The sequence below is a fragment of the Nonomuraea sp. NPDC050153 genome, assembly GCF_044460125.1.
Classification (GTDB): Bacteria; Actinomycetota; Actinomycetes; order Streptosporangiales; family Streptosporangiaceae; genus Nonomuraea.
Window position 1 is genome coordinate 142,977 of the sequence record NZ_JBITJQ010000015.1, and the last position, 16,810, is coordinate 159,786.

The 16,810-nt window shown below is 70.7% G+C and carries 13 protein-coding genes; 5 read left to right on the plus strand and 8 right to left on the minus strand.

The window, feature by feature from the left end; translation table 11 throughout:
• Positions 1-81: 81 nt before the first annotated feature.
• The 5 genes from ACIBQ1_RS32605 to ACIBQ1_RS32625 form a co-directional block, all read right to left on the minus strand.
• Positions 82-1,032 (minus strand): phosphotransferase, encoded by a 951-nt coding sequence (locus tag ACIBQ1_RS32605; protein WP_397283126.1) that lies wholly within the window; start codon positions 1,030-1,032, stop codon positions 82-84.
• 26 nt (positions 1,033-1,058) lie between these two features.
• A complete protein-coding gene (locus ACIBQ1_RS32610; RefSeq protein WP_397283127.1) occupies positions 1,059-1,706 on the minus strand; it encodes an HAD family hydrolase in 648 nt (215 codons plus the stop codon).
• Positions 1,703-2,149, minus strand: coding sequence for a MarR family winged helix-turn-helix transcriptional regulator (locus tag ACIBQ1_RS32615; RefSeq protein WP_397283128.1), 447 nt, complete (start codon positions 2,147-2,149; stop codon positions 1,703-1,705). Before ACIBQ1_RS32615 ends, ACIBQ1_RS32610 begins: the two co-directional genes overlap by 4 nt.
• A gap of 97 nt (positions 2,150-2,246) precedes the next feature.
• On the minus strand, positions 2,247-2,795 hold the full coding sequence (locus tag ACIBQ1_RS32620; protein ID WP_397283129.1) for an AAA family ATPase: 549 nt from the start codon (positions 2,793-2,795) through the stop codon (positions 2,247-2,249).
• Between the two features lie 63 nt (positions 2,796-2,858).
• Positions 2,859-4,394 (minus strand): long-chain fatty acid--CoA ligase, encoded by a 1,536-nt coding sequence (locus tag ACIBQ1_RS32625; protein WP_397283130.1) that lies wholly within the window; start codon positions 4,392-4,394, stop codon positions 2,859-2,861.
• Between the two features lie 141 nt (positions 4,395-4,535).
• On the opposite strand from ACIBQ1_RS32625, the gene ACIBQ1_RS32630 reads away from it, so the two are divergent.
• From ACIBQ1_RS32630 to ACIBQ1_RS32640, 3 genes are all read left to right on the plus strand, one after another.
• The gene (locus ACIBQ1_RS32630) at positions 4,536-6,080 is read left to right on the plus strand and encodes a GMC family oxidoreductase (RefSeq protein WP_397283131.1); all 1,545 of its coding nucleotides are present in this window, start codon (positions 4,536-4,538) and stop codon (positions 6,078-6,080) included.
• 44 nt (positions 6,081-6,124) lie between these two features.
• A complete protein-coding gene (locus tag ACIBQ1_RS32635; RefSeq protein WP_397283132.1) occupies positions 6,125-7,378 on the plus strand; it encodes a cytochrome P450 in 1,254 nt (417 codons plus the stop codon).
• A gap of 107 nt (positions 7,379-7,485) precedes the next feature.
• A complete protein-coding gene (locus ACIBQ1_RS32640; RefSeq protein ID WP_397283133.1) occupies positions 7,486-8,367 on the plus strand; it encodes an alpha/beta fold hydrolase in 882 nt (293 codons plus the stop codon).
• Here the strand turns inward: ACIBQ1_RS32640 and ACIBQ1_RS32645 are convergent.
• Positions 8,357-9,397 carry a methyltransferase domain-containing protein gene (locus ACIBQ1_RS32645; RefSeq protein WP_397283134.1) on the minus strand — a complete coding sequence of 347 codons (1,041 nt, stop codon included), beginning with the start codon at positions 9,395-9,397 and terminating at the stop codon, positions 8,357-8,359. The two genes, ACIBQ1_RS32640 and ACIBQ1_RS32645, sit on opposite strands and share 11 nt — an antisense overlap.
• Before the next feature lie 206 nt (positions 9,398-9,603).
• Between ACIBQ1_RS32645 and ACIBQ1_RS32650 the strand changes: the two genes are divergently transcribed.
• Entirely contained in the window at positions 9,604-10,845 is a 1,242-nt protein-coding gene (locus tag ACIBQ1_RS32650) for a cytochrome P450 (protein ID WP_397283135.1), read from the plus strand.
• Here the strand turns inward: ACIBQ1_RS32650 and ACIBQ1_RS32655 are convergent, their stop codons facing one another.
• Complete coding sequence (locus tag ACIBQ1_RS32655; RefSeq protein ID WP_397283136.1) at positions 10,846-12,816, minus strand: hypothetical protein; 1,971 nt, start codon at positions 12,814-12,816, stop codon at positions 10,846-10,848.
• A gap of 562 nt (positions 12,817-13,378) precedes the next feature.
• On the opposite strand from ACIBQ1_RS32655, the gene leuS reads away from it, so the two are divergent.
• Positions 13,379-15,829 (plus strand): leucine--tRNA ligase, encoded by a 2,451-nt coding sequence (gene leuS, locus ACIBQ1_RS32660; RefSeq protein ID WP_397283137.1) that lies wholly within the window; start codon positions 13,379-13,381, stop codon positions 15,827-15,829.
• A 6-nt stretch (positions 15,830-15,835) separates the two neighbouring features.
• Here the strand turns inward: leuS and ACIBQ1_RS32665 are convergent, their stop codons facing one another.
• Positions 15,836-16,804, minus strand: coding sequence for a TIGR03557 family F420-dependent LLM class oxidoreductase (locus ACIBQ1_RS32665; RefSeq protein WP_397283138.1), 969 nt, complete (start codon positions 16,802-16,804; stop codon positions 15,836-15,838).
• Positions 16,805-16,810: the final 6 nt, after the last annotated feature.

Sequence of the window (16,810 nt, forward strand, 5' to 3'; positions counted from 1 at the left end):
GCAGGGCCGAGCACGAGGTCCCGGCCGGACGCGAGCAGTCGCGGGATGCCTTCGCGTCGTGCGTGCCGGATCGGCCGGACGTCAGACCAGGTTGTCGAACGGGGACGCCAGGGTTTCGAGGGTGCCCGTGAGGGCTTCCCAGCTCTCTTCGGCGTCCGGCGTGTGCCCGTGCGGCGAGCGGAACCACTCCACGAACTCGGCCACGTCGTCCAGAGCCCACCGCAGCCGGTAGAGCTCCAGCGCCGCCGGGTCGGGCGTGCGGCCCGTGGCGTCGGCGTAGCGGGCCAGGTCGTCGGCGTCCCGGGCGACCAGCCACAGGTCGCGTTCGGGCACGGCCAGCCCCACCGTGTCCCAGTCGACCAGCAGCCACCGCTCGCCCGAACGCAGCAGGTTGCCCGGGTGCGGCTCGCCGTGCGTCACCACGGGCTCGCCGGGGGCGGCGGCCATCCGGTCGAACTCCGCGAGCCTGCGGCGCAGCACTCCGGCGTGGTCGGCGATCAGCTCCCTGGCGGGCTCCGAGTACGGGCCGCCCAGCCAGGGCAGGCGCCCGTCCTGGAACGCCTGCTCCAGCCCGGCCCGGCCCGAGAGCTCCAGGGGACGCGGGGGAGTGGACAGGGGCGGCGGCGTGGCGTGGAGGGTGGCGAGCAGTTCGATGATCGCGGCGCGGTCCTCGGCCGGCTGCTCCTCGCCGAACTCGCCGGCGCGGCCGTTCGTGAAGGGGAAGACGCTCATCGCCCACCGGTGGCGGTCGAGCCGCAGGAGCGTCGCGCCGTCGGTCGTGCGCAGCGGCGCCACCACGAAGTCGAGCCCCGCCTCCGACCGCAGCGCCGCGGCCGTGTCCATGGCCGGCCGAAGCCCGTCGAAGCCGCGCCGGCGTACGTCCGCGACCGTGATGAACCAGCGCCCGTCCGCGACCCAGTGGTAGTCGCCGAAGCCGACCGGCGCGTAGTCCAGCGTGCGTGCCTCGATGCCCCACGCGCCGAGCGCGGGCGGCAGCAGCCCTTCGTCGAACGAATCCGGCCTGTCCTGCATCCGGCCACGCTATCGATCAGGACGGTTCACTTCAGCCGGATTAACAGCTCGATGGCGGACAGCACGTCGGTCACCGTGTGATCGGCCGCGACCCCGCCGGAGACTCCACGGTCGATCCAGATCGTCCGCAATCCCGCCCGGCGGCCGCCCGCGACGTCCTTTTCCGGGTCGTCGCCGATGACCCAGCCGCCCGGCCCCAGCGACGCGCCGCACCTGCGGGCCGCGATCTCGAACAGCCGGACGTCGGGCTTCCGCACGCCCTCCGCGTCGGAGATCGCCCAGCCGTCCACGCGGGCCGCGAGCCCCGTACGCTCGATCTTGCCGGTCTGGTTGTCGGCCATCCCGTTCGTCGCGATGCCCACCGCCCAACCGGCCGCCCGCAGCCGATCGAGCCCGTCGAGCACCTCGGCCGGGCACGAGACCAGGTGCGGCAGCCGGGCCCGGTAGGCCGCCCACAGCGCGTCGACCGGCTCGCCCAGCCCGAAGCGCTCGCGGGCCAGCCCGAAGAACACGTTCATGGGCAGGGACCCGTCCGCGTCCGTCGCCACCATCCACGCCACCGCCTCCTCGCAGAGCCCCCGCTCGGCGGCGAACTCCGCGGCCCACAGCTTGAAGGCGGCCAGCCGGTCGATGAGCGTGTTGTCCAGGTCGAACAGGGCCAGGGGGCGCGTCACGCGTTCCTCGCCGCGACGAGCTCGTCGGTGGCCGAGCGGTACGCCGCCGCCGCCCGCTCGAAATAGTCGAACAACGTGGCCCGCTCCGCCTCCGGATACCCCTGGATCAACTCGGCCAGCCGCGCCCGGGTGCCCGCCAGGACCTCGTCGAGCCGTTCCGGCCGGCCTGTCGGCTCGACCATCACCTTGCGCCGGTCCGCGGGGTCGGGCGCGCGGCGTGCGTACCCGCCCTGCTCCAGGCGGTCGATGAGGCGCGTCGTGGCGCCGGTGGTCAGCCCCGTCTGGGCGGCCAGCTCGCCGGAGGTGAGCGGCCCGGTGAGGTCGAGCAGGTTGAGCGCGTAGTAGTCGGTGGCGTTGAGCCCGGCGGCCTCGGCGGCGGCCAGGCTGTTGAGCACGATCGCGCTCAGGTAGCGCCGGAAGACGGTGCTCGGGTCGGTTGACAAGCCCAACTCCTCTTCTTTGACTTAATATCTACATAAGAGCAGAGACTTATCTAGTGCAAATAATACCAGAGGGAGCGGAAATGATCACAAGTGTCGTTCAGGTACGTCCCGGCCAGCCGGCCGCGCGGATGAGGAACGCGGCCCGCTCCTCGACCGGCGCCCGGGGCAGCGTGACCACCGAGTAGCCGTAGTCCGCGTAGGCCCGCACGACCGCCTCGTACGTCCGCTCGGCCTCCCCGAGGCTCTGCCTGCGCTCGCTGTCGTGCTCGTAGATCTCCGGCCACGGCGGCGCGGCGAACACCCGCCGGTGGTAGCGGTAGGTCCGAGCCGCGTTGTGCAGGTGTCCCGGCACCGTACGCCCCAGCATGCGCAGATAGCCGATCGTGTCCACCAGCCCCCGATCGAAGACCACGGGCCCCGCGCCCGAGGCGGCGTGATAGGACCGCAGGTCCCACGACAGCATCAGCTCGGCGAACAGCCCCGGGTCCAGCCACGGCAGCGCCGGCCCCGAGATCGCCACCTGGTCACGGATGATCGCCCGCCCGGCCTCCGGCTGCGCCCGGAACCCCAGTGAGGAGAGGTGCCCGGCCAGGGTGCTCTTCCCCGCGCCCGGCCCTCCGGTGATGACGACGTAACTGTCCGCCACGTGACCTCCGAAAGAGAAAGGCGCGGGCAAGGTGCCCGCGCCTGAGGGAAGGGAGCCGACCGGTTACCGGAGCTCGCGCTTGAGGATCTTGCCCGTGGCCGTCATCGGCAGGGAGTCACGGAACTCGACGATCCGGGGGTACTTGTAGGCCGCCATGTTGTCCTTGGCCCAGGCGATCAGCTCGTCCTCGGTGATCGTCACGCCCGGCGTGGGGATGACGTACGCCTTGATCTCCTCGCCGTGGGACTCGTGCGCGACCCCCACCACGGCGGCCAGTGACACGGCCTCGTGGGTCATCAGGACCTCTTCGAGCTCCCGCGGATAGACGTTGAAGCCGCCACGGATGATCATGTCCTTGGCCCGGTCGACGATGGAATAGTACCCGTCCGCGTCACGGGTCGCGATGTCGCCCGTGCGGAACCAGCCGTCCTGCATCACCTCGGCCGTCGCCTCCGGGCGGCCGTAGTAGCCCTTCATGATGTTGTGGCCGCGGACGGCGATCTCGCCGGGGCCCTCGCCCTCGACGGTCTTCCAGTCGCCGTCGACCAGCTTCATCTCCACGCCCCAGATCGGCGTGCCGATGGTGCCGGGCTTGGTGGGGCGGCCGAGCTGGTTGAAGCTGGCCACCGGCGAGGTCTCCGACAGGCCGTACCCCTCCAGGATGCCGACGCCGACGGTCCGCTCGAAGTCCTTGAGCACCTCGACCGGCGAGGACGCGCCGCCCGCGACGGCGACGCGCAGGGCGCGGGGCACCTCCGCGCCCTCCGCGTGGATCTTGGTGAGCATGCCCCAGTACATCGTCGGCACCCCGGCGAAGAACGTGACGCCCTCCTTGGCCATGAGCGCGAGCGCCTCGCCCGGGTCGAAGCGCGGCAGCAGCACGACGGTGGCGCCGCGCAGGAAGCCGGTGTTCATGACGACCGTCTGGCCGAAGGAGTGGAACAGCGGCAGGACCGCCAGGTAGGTGTCGCCCTCGTCGGAGCGGGGGAACATCTTGTCGCTGACCATGGCGTTCATGAGCATGTTCTGGTGGCTCAGCTCGGCGCCCTTGGGCTGGCCCGTGGTGCCCGAGGTGTAGAGGATCACCGCGGTGTCGTCGGGCGCCGTCTGCACGGTCGCGAACTCGCCCGCCATGCCGCCCAGCGCCGCCCAGATCGACTCGCCGTACTCGGACTCGGTCGCGAGCGGGGTCGCGGGCAGCACGAAGAAGTGCTCGCAGTCCTCCGCGGCCTCGAAGCCCGCCTTGCCGCGCTCGCCCAGCGGCAGCTCGGGCGTGCCCTCGAAGCAGAAGAAGGCCTTGGCGTCGCTGTCGCCGAGGTGGTAGGTGATCTCCCGCGACTGCAGCAGCACGTTGAGCGGCACCACCGTGGCGCCGGTCTTCAGGATGCCGTAATAGACGAACGGGAAGTACGGCAGGTTGGGGCACGCCAGCGCGACCTTGTCTCCCTTGCCGACGCCGCGTGCGACCAGGAGGTTCGCGACCTGGTTGGCGATGGTGTCGATCATGGAGTACGGCAGTCGCATGTCGCCGAAGACGATGGCGGTGCCGTCGGGGGTGTTCCTGGCGCTGTCCTCCAGGACGATCGACAGGTTGAGCATGGCGCCTTCCTCCTCTGAGCCGGGGCTTGGGCGCCATCCTCGCAGGAGGTCATACCGACTAGTAGGTAACCGAGGTCACAACTCCGTATGGACGTGCCGCCCGGCCTGGAGTAAGCAAGTAACAAGTTACTTGGAGGAGCCATGGAGTACGACTACGTGATCGTCGGGGCGGGATCCGCCGGGTGTGTGCTGGCCAACAGGCTCTCGGCCGATCCGGGCGTGTCGGTCGCGCTGGTCGAGGCGGGCGGTCAGGACGACAAGCTGGAGATCCGCATGCCCGCCGGCTTCGCCAAGCTGTTCAAGACCGACTACGACTGGAACTACACCACGGCCAAGCAGAGCGAGATGTCCGGCCGCGAGCTCTACTGGCCGAGAGGCCGCGTGATCGGCGGCTCGTCCTCGCTCAACGCCCAGATGTGGGTACGCGGCTGCGGGCAGGACTACGACCAGTGGGGCATCCCCGGCTGGTCGTACAGCGAGGTCCTGCCGTACTTCACCAGGGCCGAGCACCGCGTCGGCAGCAACGAGGGCGGCGTCTACGGCACTTCCGGGCCCGTCTACATCTCCGAGCTGCGCAGCCCCAACGTCACCACCGCCGCCTTCCTCAAGGCGTGCGAGGAGCTCGGCCTCACCCGGCTCGGCGAGCTGAACGGCCGCTCCAACGAGGGCTACTGCCCCACCCCCGTCACCCAGAACCGGGGCCGCAGGTGGAGCTCGGCCGACGCCTACCTGCGCCCGGCCAAGGCCCGGCCCAACCTCCATGTGATCACCGGGGCGACGGTGGACCGGGTGGTGTTCGAGGGCAGGCGCGCGATCGGCATCGAGCACAGCGGGGGCGCCCAGATCAAGGCCAAAAGCGAGGTCATCCTGTCCGCGGGCGCGATCGGCTCCCCGTACCTGCTGATGCGCTCCGGCGTGGGCGCGCCCGACGAGCTGCGCGACGCCGGGGTCACGGTCGTGCACGAGCTGCCCGAGGTCGGCAAGAACCTCCAGGACCACCTCTCGTCCGGCGTGTTCGTCGAGTGCAAGCAGCCGGTGACGCTGACCAAGGCCGAGTCGATCAGCAACCTGCTGCGTTACATCGTGCTGCGCTCCGGCATGCTCACCACGAACGTGGGTGAGGCGGTCGCGTTCATCAGGACCTCGGCCGAGGAGCCCGCGCCCGACATCGAGCTGATCTTCGCGCCTGTGCCGTTCGTCGACCACGGCCTCGCCCCGCCGACCGGCCACGGACTCACCGTCGGGGTCGTGCTGCTGCAGCCGGAGAGCCGCGGCAGGGTCGGGCTCAACGGCCGGGACGTGGTCATCGACCCCGGCTACCTGAGCGCGGAGGCCGACGTCAAGCGCCTGGTCGCGGGGCTGAAGACGGCCAAACAGGTCTTCGCCACGGCGGCGATGAAGCCCTGGGCGGGCGGGCCGATGGCGCCGTACTGGGCGCCGGAGAGCGATGAGGAGCTCGCGCGGTGGGTGCGCGAGCGCGGCGAGACGCTCTACCACCCGGTCGGCACCTGCCGCATGGGCACGGACGACGCCTCCGTGGTCGACCCCTCCCTGCGCGTACGGGGCGTCGAAGGGCTCAGGGTCGTCGACGTGTCCGTGATGCCGACGTTGAACCGCGGTCACACGCATGCCCCGGCTATCATGATCGGCGAAAAGGCAGCAGATTTAATCGGTAAGCACCAGTAAGTGCCCCTTGACGTAAGTGGGCACTTGCAGAAGGCTTGTGTGATATGACACTGTCCGCCGACATGGACCTGTCGCAGATCCCGTTCTGGGGGCTGCCGCAGTCCGAGCGCAACGAGGCCTTCCGCAGGCTGAGACAGATGGACCGCCCGGTCTTCATGCGTGAGCAGATCGTGCCGTTCATCGGCGGCGGTCCCGGCTTCTACGCCCTCGTACGCCACGCCGACGTGATCGAGGCCAGCAGGAACGCGGCCGTGTTCAGCAGCGAGCCGTGCTCCAACAGCATCCCCGACATGCCGCGCTGGCTGAGCGTGTACTTCGGCTCGATGATCAACATGGACGACCCGAGGCACGCGCAGTTACGGCGGGTCGTGTCCAGGGCGTTCACGCCGCGCATCCTGGCGAAGATGGAAGAGGACCTGGCCAGGGCCGCCGCCGAGATCGTGGACGAGGCGATCGAGCAGGGGCCGGGCGACTTCGTCGCGCAGGTGGCCGCCAAGCTCCCCGTACGCGTCATCTGCGACATGATGGGGATCCCGGCCGAATTCCATGACTTGGTGCTGCAGCAGACCAACGTCATCCTGGGCAACGCCGACCCCGAGTACACCGGCGTCGGCATCGACCTCAACCGCCGCAACGTCGCCAAGGGCCTGGCCAAGCTGCTGCGCGCCGGCTACTCCCTCAACCGGCTGGCCGCCCGCCTGGGCGACGAGCGGCGCAAGCGCCCCACGGGCGACCTGGTCAGCCTGCTGGTCAACGGCGAGGAACGGCTCAGCCCGCAGCAGCTGGGGTCGTTCTTCATCCTGCTGGTGGTGGCGGGCAGCGAGACCACCCGCAACGCCATCGCGCACGGCCTCAAGCTGTTCACCGACCACCCGGAGCAGCGCGCGATCCTGCTGAACAACTTCGACGGCCACATCGTCACCGCGTGCGATGAGATCATCCGGTATGCCACGCCGGTGATCCAGTTCCGCCGCACGCTGACGCGGGACCACGAGATGAACGGCGTCCAGTACCGGAAGGGCGACAAGGTGCTGCTCTTCTACAACTCCGCCAACCGCGACGAAGCCGTCTTCCCGGACCCCGACGCCTTCGACATCACCCGCGACCCCAACCCGCACGTCGGCTTCGGCGGGCCCGGGCCGCACTACTGCCTGGGCGCGCACCTGGCGCGCAGGGAGATGACCGTGATGTTCCGCGAGCTGTTCACCCGCGTGCCGCACATCCAGGCCGTGGGGGAGCCCGACCACCTGCTGTCCAACTTCATCAACGGCATCAAGCACATGAGCTACACCTTCTGACCGGCGCGCGCGGGCACCCGCCCCCGGCGCATGAGTTCTCCTCTGTGACGCAGGCCCCTTCGAGTAGTGGTACTCCTGAGGCGGGCCGAATGCTAGGTTTCGCAGTCATGGAGATCAGGACTGTCCACGCCAATGGGGTGGAGTTCGCGTATCTGTCGTTGGGGGAGGGGCCGCTGGCGCTGTGCCTGCACGGCTTTCCCGACTCCGCGCACACCTGGCGGCACCTGATGCCCGCGCTGGCCCAGCGCGGCTACCGCGCGGTCGCGCCGTTCATGCGGGGCTACGCGCCCACCGAGGTGCCCGCCGACGGCGCGTACGAGGACGCGGCGCTGGTGGCCGACGTCCGCGCGCTGCACGAGGAGCTCGGGGGTGACCAGGACTCGGTCGTCATCGGGCACGACTGGGGCGCATTCCCCGTTTACCACCTGGCAGGACGCTTCCGGCGGGCCGTCACGCTCGCGGTGCCGCCGCCCGGCTCGCTCGGCGCCGGATTCCTGGAGTACGACCAGCTCAAGCGGTCCTTCTACATCTTCCTCTTCCAGACGGCCCTGGGCGAGGCGGCCGCCGCGAGCCCCGGCTTCTTCGAGAACCTCTGGCACGACTGGTCGCCCGGCTACGACGCCCGCGAGGACCTGGAGTTCGTACGGCGCAGCATCGGCGCGCCCGCCAACCTGAGCGCGGCCCTCGGCTACTACCGGGCCATGCTCGGCACCACGCCGCCCTCCGGCCGCTACCCGGCCCTGGAGGGCGGGATCACCGGCCCCGTCCTGTACCTGCACGGCGCCCAGGACGGATGCCTGGGCCCCGGGCTGGCCAAGAACGCGGCGAGTCACCTGCCCCCGGGGTCGCGGGCCGAGCAGGTGGCGGGCGCCGGGCACTTCCTGCACCTGGAGCGCCCGGCCGAGGTCAACCGGCTCATCCTCGACTGGCTCGGCTCGCCGTCATCGGCCGAGATGACCCAGGTCCGCCCGCGGGGGTTCACCTCCTGACGCGGCCCGCCTCCTTCCTGAGGACCGCGATCACCGGATGCCGCCCCGAGAGGCTGACCCGGACCGCCTCCTCCAGCGCGAACCCGTGCGGGATCCCGTCGTGCACCAGCGCCACGACGAGCCCGTCGCCGGCCAGCACCCGCCGGACCTCCCGCCACAGCGGGCCGAGGTCCCGCGCGAGCAGCCCGCGGGGCGGCACCTGACGCCCCCAGGGCGGGTTCACCAGCACCCGGTCCACGCTCCCGCCGGCGACCGGGATCCGCCCGCCGTCCGCCACGCCCCACCGGAACGCCGCCCCGCCGTCGGCCCCGGCCCGAGCGTTGGCGCTCGCCGCGCGGAGCGCGGCCGGGTCGTGGTCGAAGCCCAGCAGCCGCGCCCCCGGGGCCGACGCCTGGGCCTCGATCAGCGTCGTTCCCGCGCCGCAGCACGGGTCGAGCACCGTCCCCACGCTCCCGAGACGGGCCAGGGCCGCCATGGCGGCGGCCACCGGCGGGTGCAGCGTGCCCCGGATCGAGGCCGTCTTGTACGCCCGCCGATGCAGCGGCCGGTCCGCCGCCCGCAGCGCGATGAGCGCCCGCTCGCCCTCGATCGTGACCCGCCACGCCATCGCGTCCCGCGGCGGCCGCGCCCCGTCCCTCCTGGAGTGGTACGGCAGCCGCAGCCGCCGGGCCAGCTCGGCCCCGACCGCGTCCTCGATCTCGAACCGGGTGTAGTTGCGGCGCCCGACGAACGACGCCGACACCTCCACCCCGTTGCCGGAGTCCACCAGGCTCCGCACGTCCACCGCACGCGCCGCCAGGGCCAGCCTGCGCAGCGCGGAGCGGCCGTGGCCGATCCCGTCCACCACGGCGGCGGCGAGCAGCACGTCGTCCGCGGTCCGCAGGCCCAGCAGGTCGGCCCCCGCCGAGGCCTCGAACCACACCTCGCGATGGCGCACCCCGCGCACCACGCCCAGCCGGGAACGTCGAATCTCCGTGGCCACCAGGGGCTCGATGCCATGCACCGCCCTGGCCACGGCAAAGGTATGCACGTGTCCTTCTCCCACGTCGCGACCCGGGACGGCGCTCGCTCAGCCGTCCCGCATCGCCGGCGGTGGGGTCGTCCGCGACCCGCCAGCGGATCGCTACCGGAGGTGGAAGAAGAACGTCATGCGCGCCACCCTAGGGCCCGCCCGCCGTCAGAGGCCACAGGTTTTCTTCATTGACGTAAGTGGTTGCTTTCACAAAAGATGGGCATATGAGCGTCCTTGACTTCGACCTGTCGGAGCGCGACTTCTGGGCCAGGCCCATGAGCGAGCGCGAGGAGGCGTTCGAGCGGCTGCGCTCGCTGGAGACCCCCGCCTTCTTCCAGGAGATGGAGGTGGACTTCGCGCCCCCGGGCCCCGGCTACCACGCGCTGGTCAAGCACGCCGACATTCTCGAAGCCAGCCGCAACCCCGAGGTCTTCTGCTCGGGCGACGGCGGCGCGACGAACATCCCCGACATGCCCGCCGAGTTCGGCGAGTACTTCGGCTCGATGATCAACATGGACGACCCGCGCCACGCCAGGCTGCGCAGGATCGTGTCGCGAGCGTTCACACCCAAGATGATCAAGCAGTTCGAGTCGGACGTGGAGGCGGCGGCCGTCGCCATCGTGGACGACCTGCTGGAGAAGGGGCCGGGCTGCGACTTCGTCACCGAGGTCGCCGCGCGCCTGCCACTGAAGATCATCTGCGACATGATGGGCATCCCCGAGCGGGACTACCGGTTCGTCTTCGAGCGCTCGAACGTCATCCTCGGCGGCTTCGACCCCGAATACGGCGGAGCCGACCTCGACCAGCTCGCCGAGCGCGTGCTCAACGCCGGCATGGAGCTCCAGCAGCTCGTTCAGGACCTCGCCGCCCACCGCACCGACCACCCCACGGACGACCTGACCTCGTCCCTGGTCAACGCCAACATCGACGGCGAGCGGCTCACGCTGCAGGAGCTGGGCTCGTTCTTCATCCTGCTGGTGGTGGCAGGCAACGAGACCACCAGGAACGCCATCTCGTACGGCCTGCGCCTGCTCACCAACAACCCCGGGCAGCGCGCGCTCTGGCTGGAGGACGTCGACGGGCACGCGCCCGGCGCCGTGGAGGAGATCGTCCGGCTGGCCTCCCCGGTGAACTTCATGCGCCGCAAGGTCACCCGGGACCACGAGATGAACGGGCACCTCTACCGCAAGGGCGAGAAGGCGGTCCTGTTCTACTGGTCGGCGAACAGGGACGAGAGCGTGTTCGCCGACCCGCTCCGCTTCGACATCACCCGGCAGCCCAACCCGCACGTCGGCTTCGGCGGGCCCGGGCCCCACTTCTGCCTGGGCGCGCACCTGGCCAGGCGGGAGATCACGGTGATGTTCCGCGAGCTGCTGCGCCGCGTGCCGCGGATCGAGGGCGGCAGGCCCGACCGGCTGCACTCCATGTTCATCAACGGGATCAAGCACATGGAGTGCGACTTCTGATCAGCCCTGGGCGCCGATCCTCAGCTGGTTCATGACCGTGCGGACGTCGGGCAGGAGCTGCTTGCTCTCGGTCGGGATCGACATGTAGACGATGGCCGGGAGGTTGCCGCCGGTGTTGACGGCCATCGTCACGATCGTGGCCTTCTCCGTGTCCGACGTCAGCGAGTACGCGATCAGCCGTCCCGTGCTGTCGCCCACCTTGATCGGCTGCTGGGCGATCTTGCGCACCTTGTTGCCGGTGGGGAAGAAGCGCTTGCGCGCGTCCAGCACGACCTGCTTGATGACCGGCTCCAGGTTGTCCTTCTCGTAGTACGAGGCCAGCTTCTGAGGCAGCGGGCCCGACATGAGCTGGGCGCTCTTGTCCTGCGTGATCGGGACGAACTGGCGGGTGTCGTAGTTGTACGTCGCCTTGACGGTGGTGCGCGTGTCCAGCCGCCAGGTGCCGCCCAGGCGCGGGAGCGAGATCCCGGCGGCGGCATCGGGCACCCGGCCGAGAACGGGGGCGGCCTTGCCCGAGTACTTCGGTAGCGGGCCGATCGTGGTCGAGGACCTCGTGGCGCTCGGCTTCTGCGCGGTCGTCGGCTGCTCGGCCGCGGTGTTGGAGGCCGCCGGGTCGTCACCGGCCAGCGGGCCGACGAGGAACGCCCACAGCAGCGCCGCGACCAGCGCGATCGCCACGGAGCCGCCGAGCGCGTAGATCCAGATGGGCTTGCCCTGGCTCTCCTCCTCCAGGCCGTCCTGGTCGCCCATGCCCTCGTAGTTGTCGCCGAAGACGGTGTTCCAGAGCTCCTGCTGGCGCTCCGGCGGCGGCGTGCGGGAGCCGCTGATCTGGCCCGCGGTCACGAACGGGCGGTCGGGGTCCGAGGGGTCGCGGCTGAGGTTCGAGCCGGGGCGGGGGGCGCCCGTGTCCTCGCTGGGGGGCGTGGTGCTGGTGTGCGAAGAGTCCATATTGGGGGTGGAGGGTACGGCGCGGTCGTTGAGCAGGTTCTCGGAGTGCTGGGCGTACGTCATCGTCCGCTCTTCGGAGGGGTGCTGCTGCCGGGGCGGCGCGTGCGCTCCCTGCGGGAGGTCGTCCACTTGGTACATCGCCGTCGCCTGCTCCGGAGCGCCGGCCTTGTCCCGCTCCGCGGGGGGCCAGGGGGCGGGGGAGGAGAGGTTCGACCAGGAGCCGGCGGGCGGGGGCGGCTGCTCCCAGGCCGGGACCGGGTCCGGCACCGGGCGGTCCTCGCTCGGCGGGCCGAACCCCGACCCGCCCCGTGACGGCGCATCGGGCCAGGCGGTCTGCCCGGCGCTGCCCTGCTGGGGGCCCTCGGACCACGAGGACGGCCCGCCGGGGAGCGGGGCGTCGGGCCGCGCCGGCCGCCCGTTCTGCGGTGTGGCGTCGGGCCACGACGAGGGGCCGCCCTGCGGCGGGGAGTCAGGCCAGGAGGACGGGCCGTTCGGCGGCAGGGGGGACGGGCCTCCGCCCTGCGGGGTCTCGGGCCAGGCGATCGGCGCGCTCTGCGGGGACGCCTCCGGCCACGAGGAGGGCCCGCCGCCCGGGAACTGGACGTCGGGCCGGGTGGACGATCCGCCCTGCGGCGGGGAGTCGGGCCAGGACGACGGCCCGCTCTGCGAGGGGGAATCCGGCCAGGAGGACGGTCCGGCGTTCGGCGGGGGCGTGTCGGGCCAGGAGGACGGGCCCGCGGAGCCCGCGGGCGGCACGTTCGGCCACGAGGGGCCGGTGGCGCTCTGCTGGGAGGGCTCGGGCCGGGAGGGGCCGGCGGCGTCGCGGGCCGGCGGTGCCGGCCAGGAGGGTCCGGTGGCGCCCTGGGGCGGCAGGTCCGGCCACGACTGCGGGCCCGCGGCCTCGGGACGGCCGGGCTCGGAGCGGGAGCGGCGCGGCGGTTCGGGCCAGGAGTCGTCCGTGCGCGGCGGCTCGGGCCATGCCGGGTCCTGCTGGGCGGACCGCGGGGCCTCGGGCCAGGACATAGGGACCTCCGCTGCGTGGGCGCCGGGCATGTCGCGGCGTGGTGCGTCTGGCCAGGACGGTGGCAGGTGTGGTCCGGAATTCTCCGTTGCCATTGCTGCCGGCCCTCCCGAGGCTCCGTCCGGATAGCCCGTTATATCCGGATTTGACGTACCAGGCATGATCTCATGGGATTTTCCAGGAGATACAGGTGGTTCCGCAGTGAAACGAGCGAAGCCGTGCGGATCCGTCGGCGGGTCCTGCATGGGCAGGCCTACCTCCGGTCGATCGGGCTCAGCTGGGTACACCACGGTGACAAGGGTATTCTTAGGGGACGAATGAGGTCACAACGGATACATCACCATCAGGTCTCGCTGGACCTGAAGGTTCCATTGTGCCTGCGGACCTCGATCGAGTATCTGCATTCAGCCGAAGACGTGCGCTAGGCTTGACACATGCGTTCCGCGACCCTGCTTCTTAGCGGGCCGCGACGGCCCTGAAGATTCGCGCCGTCGCGGCTACCCCTCGTTGTGTGCACGGGGGGTTTTCTTATGGGGTCCGAATCAAGCCAGAAGGACAGTAGCCGTGAGTGAGTACGATCCGCAGGCGCTGCAGGCCAAGTGGCAGCAGCGATGGGAGGAGCAGGAACCCTACCGGGCGAGCGAAGACCCCGGTGACCCGCGCGAGCGCCGCTACATGCTCGACATGTTCCCCTATCCGTCCGGCGACCTGCACATGGGCCACGCCGAGGCCTTCGGGCTGGGCGACGTGGTCGCGCGTTACTGGTACCAGAAGGGTTACAACGTCCTGCACCCGATCGGGTGGGACTCCTTCGGCCTGCCGGCGGAGAACGCCGCGATCAAGCGGAACGCCCACCCGGCCGAGTGGACCTACGCCAACATCGAGACGCAGGTCACCTCGTTCAAGCGCTACGCGCTGTCCTTCGACTGGTCGCGCCGCCTGCACACCAGCGACCCCGACTACTACCGGTGGAACCAGTGGCTGTTCAACCGGTTCTACGAGCGCGGGCTGGCCTACCGCAAGGGCGGCCTGGTCAACTGGTGCCCCAACGACCAGACCGTGCTGGCCAACGAGCAGGTCGTGGCCGGCAAGTGCGAGCGCTGCGGCGCTGACGTCGTGCGCCGCGAGCTGACGCAGTGGTACTTCAAGATCACTGACTACGCGCAGCGCCTGCTGGACGACATGGAGCAGCTGCAGGAGGGCTGGTCCGAGCGGCTGCTGACCATGCAGCGCAACTGGATCGGCCGCTCCGAGGGCGCCGACGTGCTGTTCGAGATCGAGGGCCGCGACGAGCCGGTCCAGGTCTACACCACGCGGCCCGACACGCTGTTCGGCGCCACGTTCTTCGTGGTCGCCGTGGACGCCAAGCTGGCCGATGAGATCGTCACCGACGAGCACCGCGCCGAGTTCGAGGCCTACCGCGCCGAGGTCGCCAAGCTGAGCGACATCGAGCGGCTGTCCACCGACAAGGAGAAGAGCGGCGTCTTCCTGGGCCGCCACGCGATCAACCCGGTCAACGGCGAGCGCATCCCGGTCTGGGCGGCCGACTACGTGCTGTCCGACTACGGCCACGGCGCCATCATGGCCGTGCCCGCCCACGACCAGCGCGACCTGGACTTCGCGCTGAAGTTCGAGCTGCCGGTGAAGGTCGTCGTGCACACCGGCCTGGCCGACCCGGGCGAGACCGGCGAGGCCACGCCGGGCGAGGGCACGCTGGTCAACTCCGGGCCGCTGGACGGCCTGACCAAGGCCGAGGCCATCGCCAAGATCATCGAGATCCTGGAGCGCGACGGCAGGGGCACGGGCGCGATCAACTACCGGCTGCGCGACTGGCTGCTGTCCCGCCAGCGGTTCTGGGGCACGCCGATCCCGATCATCCACTGCGGCGACTGCGGCGAGGTGCCGGTCCCCGACGAGCAGCTGCCGGTCGCGCTGCCCGACATGCGCGGCGAGGCGCTGGCGCCCAAGGGCGTCTCCCCGCTGGCCAGCGCCACCGAGTGGGTCAACGTCGAGTGCCCCAAGTGCGGCGGCGCGGCCAAGCGCGACACCGACACGATGGACACGTTCGTCGACTCGTCGTGGTACTACCTGCGGTACTGCTCGCCCGGCTACACCGACGGCCCGTTCGACGTCGAGCAGGTGCGCAAGTGGGGCCCGATCGACCAGTACGTCGGCGGCATCGAGCACGCGGTGCTGCACTTGCTCTACTCGCGGTTCTTCACCAAGGTCCTGCACGACATGGGCATGGTCGACTTCACCGAGCCGTTCAGGCGCATGCTGAACCAGGGGCAGGTGATCAACGGCGGCAAGGCCATGTCGAAGTCCCTGGGCAACGGCGTGGACCTGGGCAAGCAGATCGACGACTTCGGCGTCGACGCCGTGCGCCTGACCATGGTCTTCGCCGGGCCGCCCGAGGACGACATCGACTGGGCCGACGTCTCGCCGGCCGCGTCGCTGAAGTTCCTGGCCCGCGCGCTGCGCGTGATGTCCGAGGTGGACAGCGCGCCCGGTGTGGCGTTCGAGGGCGGCGACGTGGACCTGCGCAAGGTCACCCACCGCACGATCGACGAGGTCACCAAGCTGGTCGAGTCCTACCGCTTCAACGTGGCGGTGGCGCGCATGATGGAGCTGACCTCGGCCACCCGCAAGGCCATCGACTCCGGCCCCGGCGCGGGCGACCCGGCGGTGCGCGAGGCCGCGGAGACGCTGGCGGTCATGCTGTCGCTGGTGGCCCCGTACACCTCCGAGGAGGGCTGGGAGCGGCTGGGCCGCACCGGCGCCGTCTCCTTCGCCGGGTGGCCGGTGGCCGAGCCCGAGCTGCTGGTGCAGGAGTCGGTCACCTGCGTGGTGCAGGTGGCGGGCAAGGTGCGCGACCGGCTGGAGGTCTCGCCGGACATCACCGAGGACGAGCTGCGGCAGCTGGCGCTGGCCTCGGAGAGGGTCGCCCCCTACCTGACGAACTCGCCCCGCAAGGTGATCGTCCGGGCGCCCAAGCTGGTCAACATCGTCCCGTAATCGTGCTCAGAGGTCGCGCAGGGCCGGCAGCAGCTCCTTCTCCGCCCAGTCGAAGAAGGGCTGCTGCTGGTCGTGCCCGATCTGGACGAGCGCGACGTGCGTGTATCCGGCGTCGGCGAACCGCCTGACGCCTCGCGCGACCGCGGCCACGTCGTTCCCGCACGGCACGGTACGCGCCACGTCCTCGGGCCGTACGGTGCCGGTCGCCGCGGCCAAGTTCACCGGGCCGGGCAGCTCGGCAATGACCTTCCAGCCGCCGGCCGCGGCCCAGCGCCACAGCCGGTGCGCCCGCTGCCTGGCGGCCTCGGGATCGGTGTCGTATGCGATCGGCAGCTGCCCGTACACGGGCCTGCCCTGCCCGCCGGCGGCGTTGAACAGCCTGATCACGTCCGGCATCGGGTCGTTGACCACCAGCATGTCGGCGTACTCGGCCGCGATCTCCGCGGACCGGCCGCCCGAGGCGGCGATGGCGAGCGGGACCGGCCGGTCCGGCAGGTCGTAGAGCTTGGCCGAGTCGACGTCGTAGAACTCGCCTTGGTAGGTGACGTAGTCGCCGCCGAACAGCAGCTTGATGATCTGGATCGCCTCGGCGAACATCCGGTGCCTGGTGTCGACGGGCGGCCAGCCCTCGCCGATGACGTGCTCGTTCAGGTTCTCGCCCGACCCGAGGCCCAGCGTGAACCTGCCCTCGCTCAGCACGCCCATGGTGGCCGCCTTCTGGGCCACCACGGCGGGGTGGTAGCGCATGATGGGGCAGGTCACGTACGTCATGAGCGGCAGGCGCCGGGTGACCTGGGCCGCTGCGCCGAGCACCGACCAGCAGTACGGCGAGTGCCCCATTTCCTCGACCCACGGGAAGTAGTGATCGGAGATGACGGCGTAGTCGAAGCCGATCCGCTCGGCCACCGCGGCGTAGTCGACCAGTTCCCGCGCGGGGGTCTGTTCGGACATCAAGGTGTAGCCGATTTGTACCATATCGTC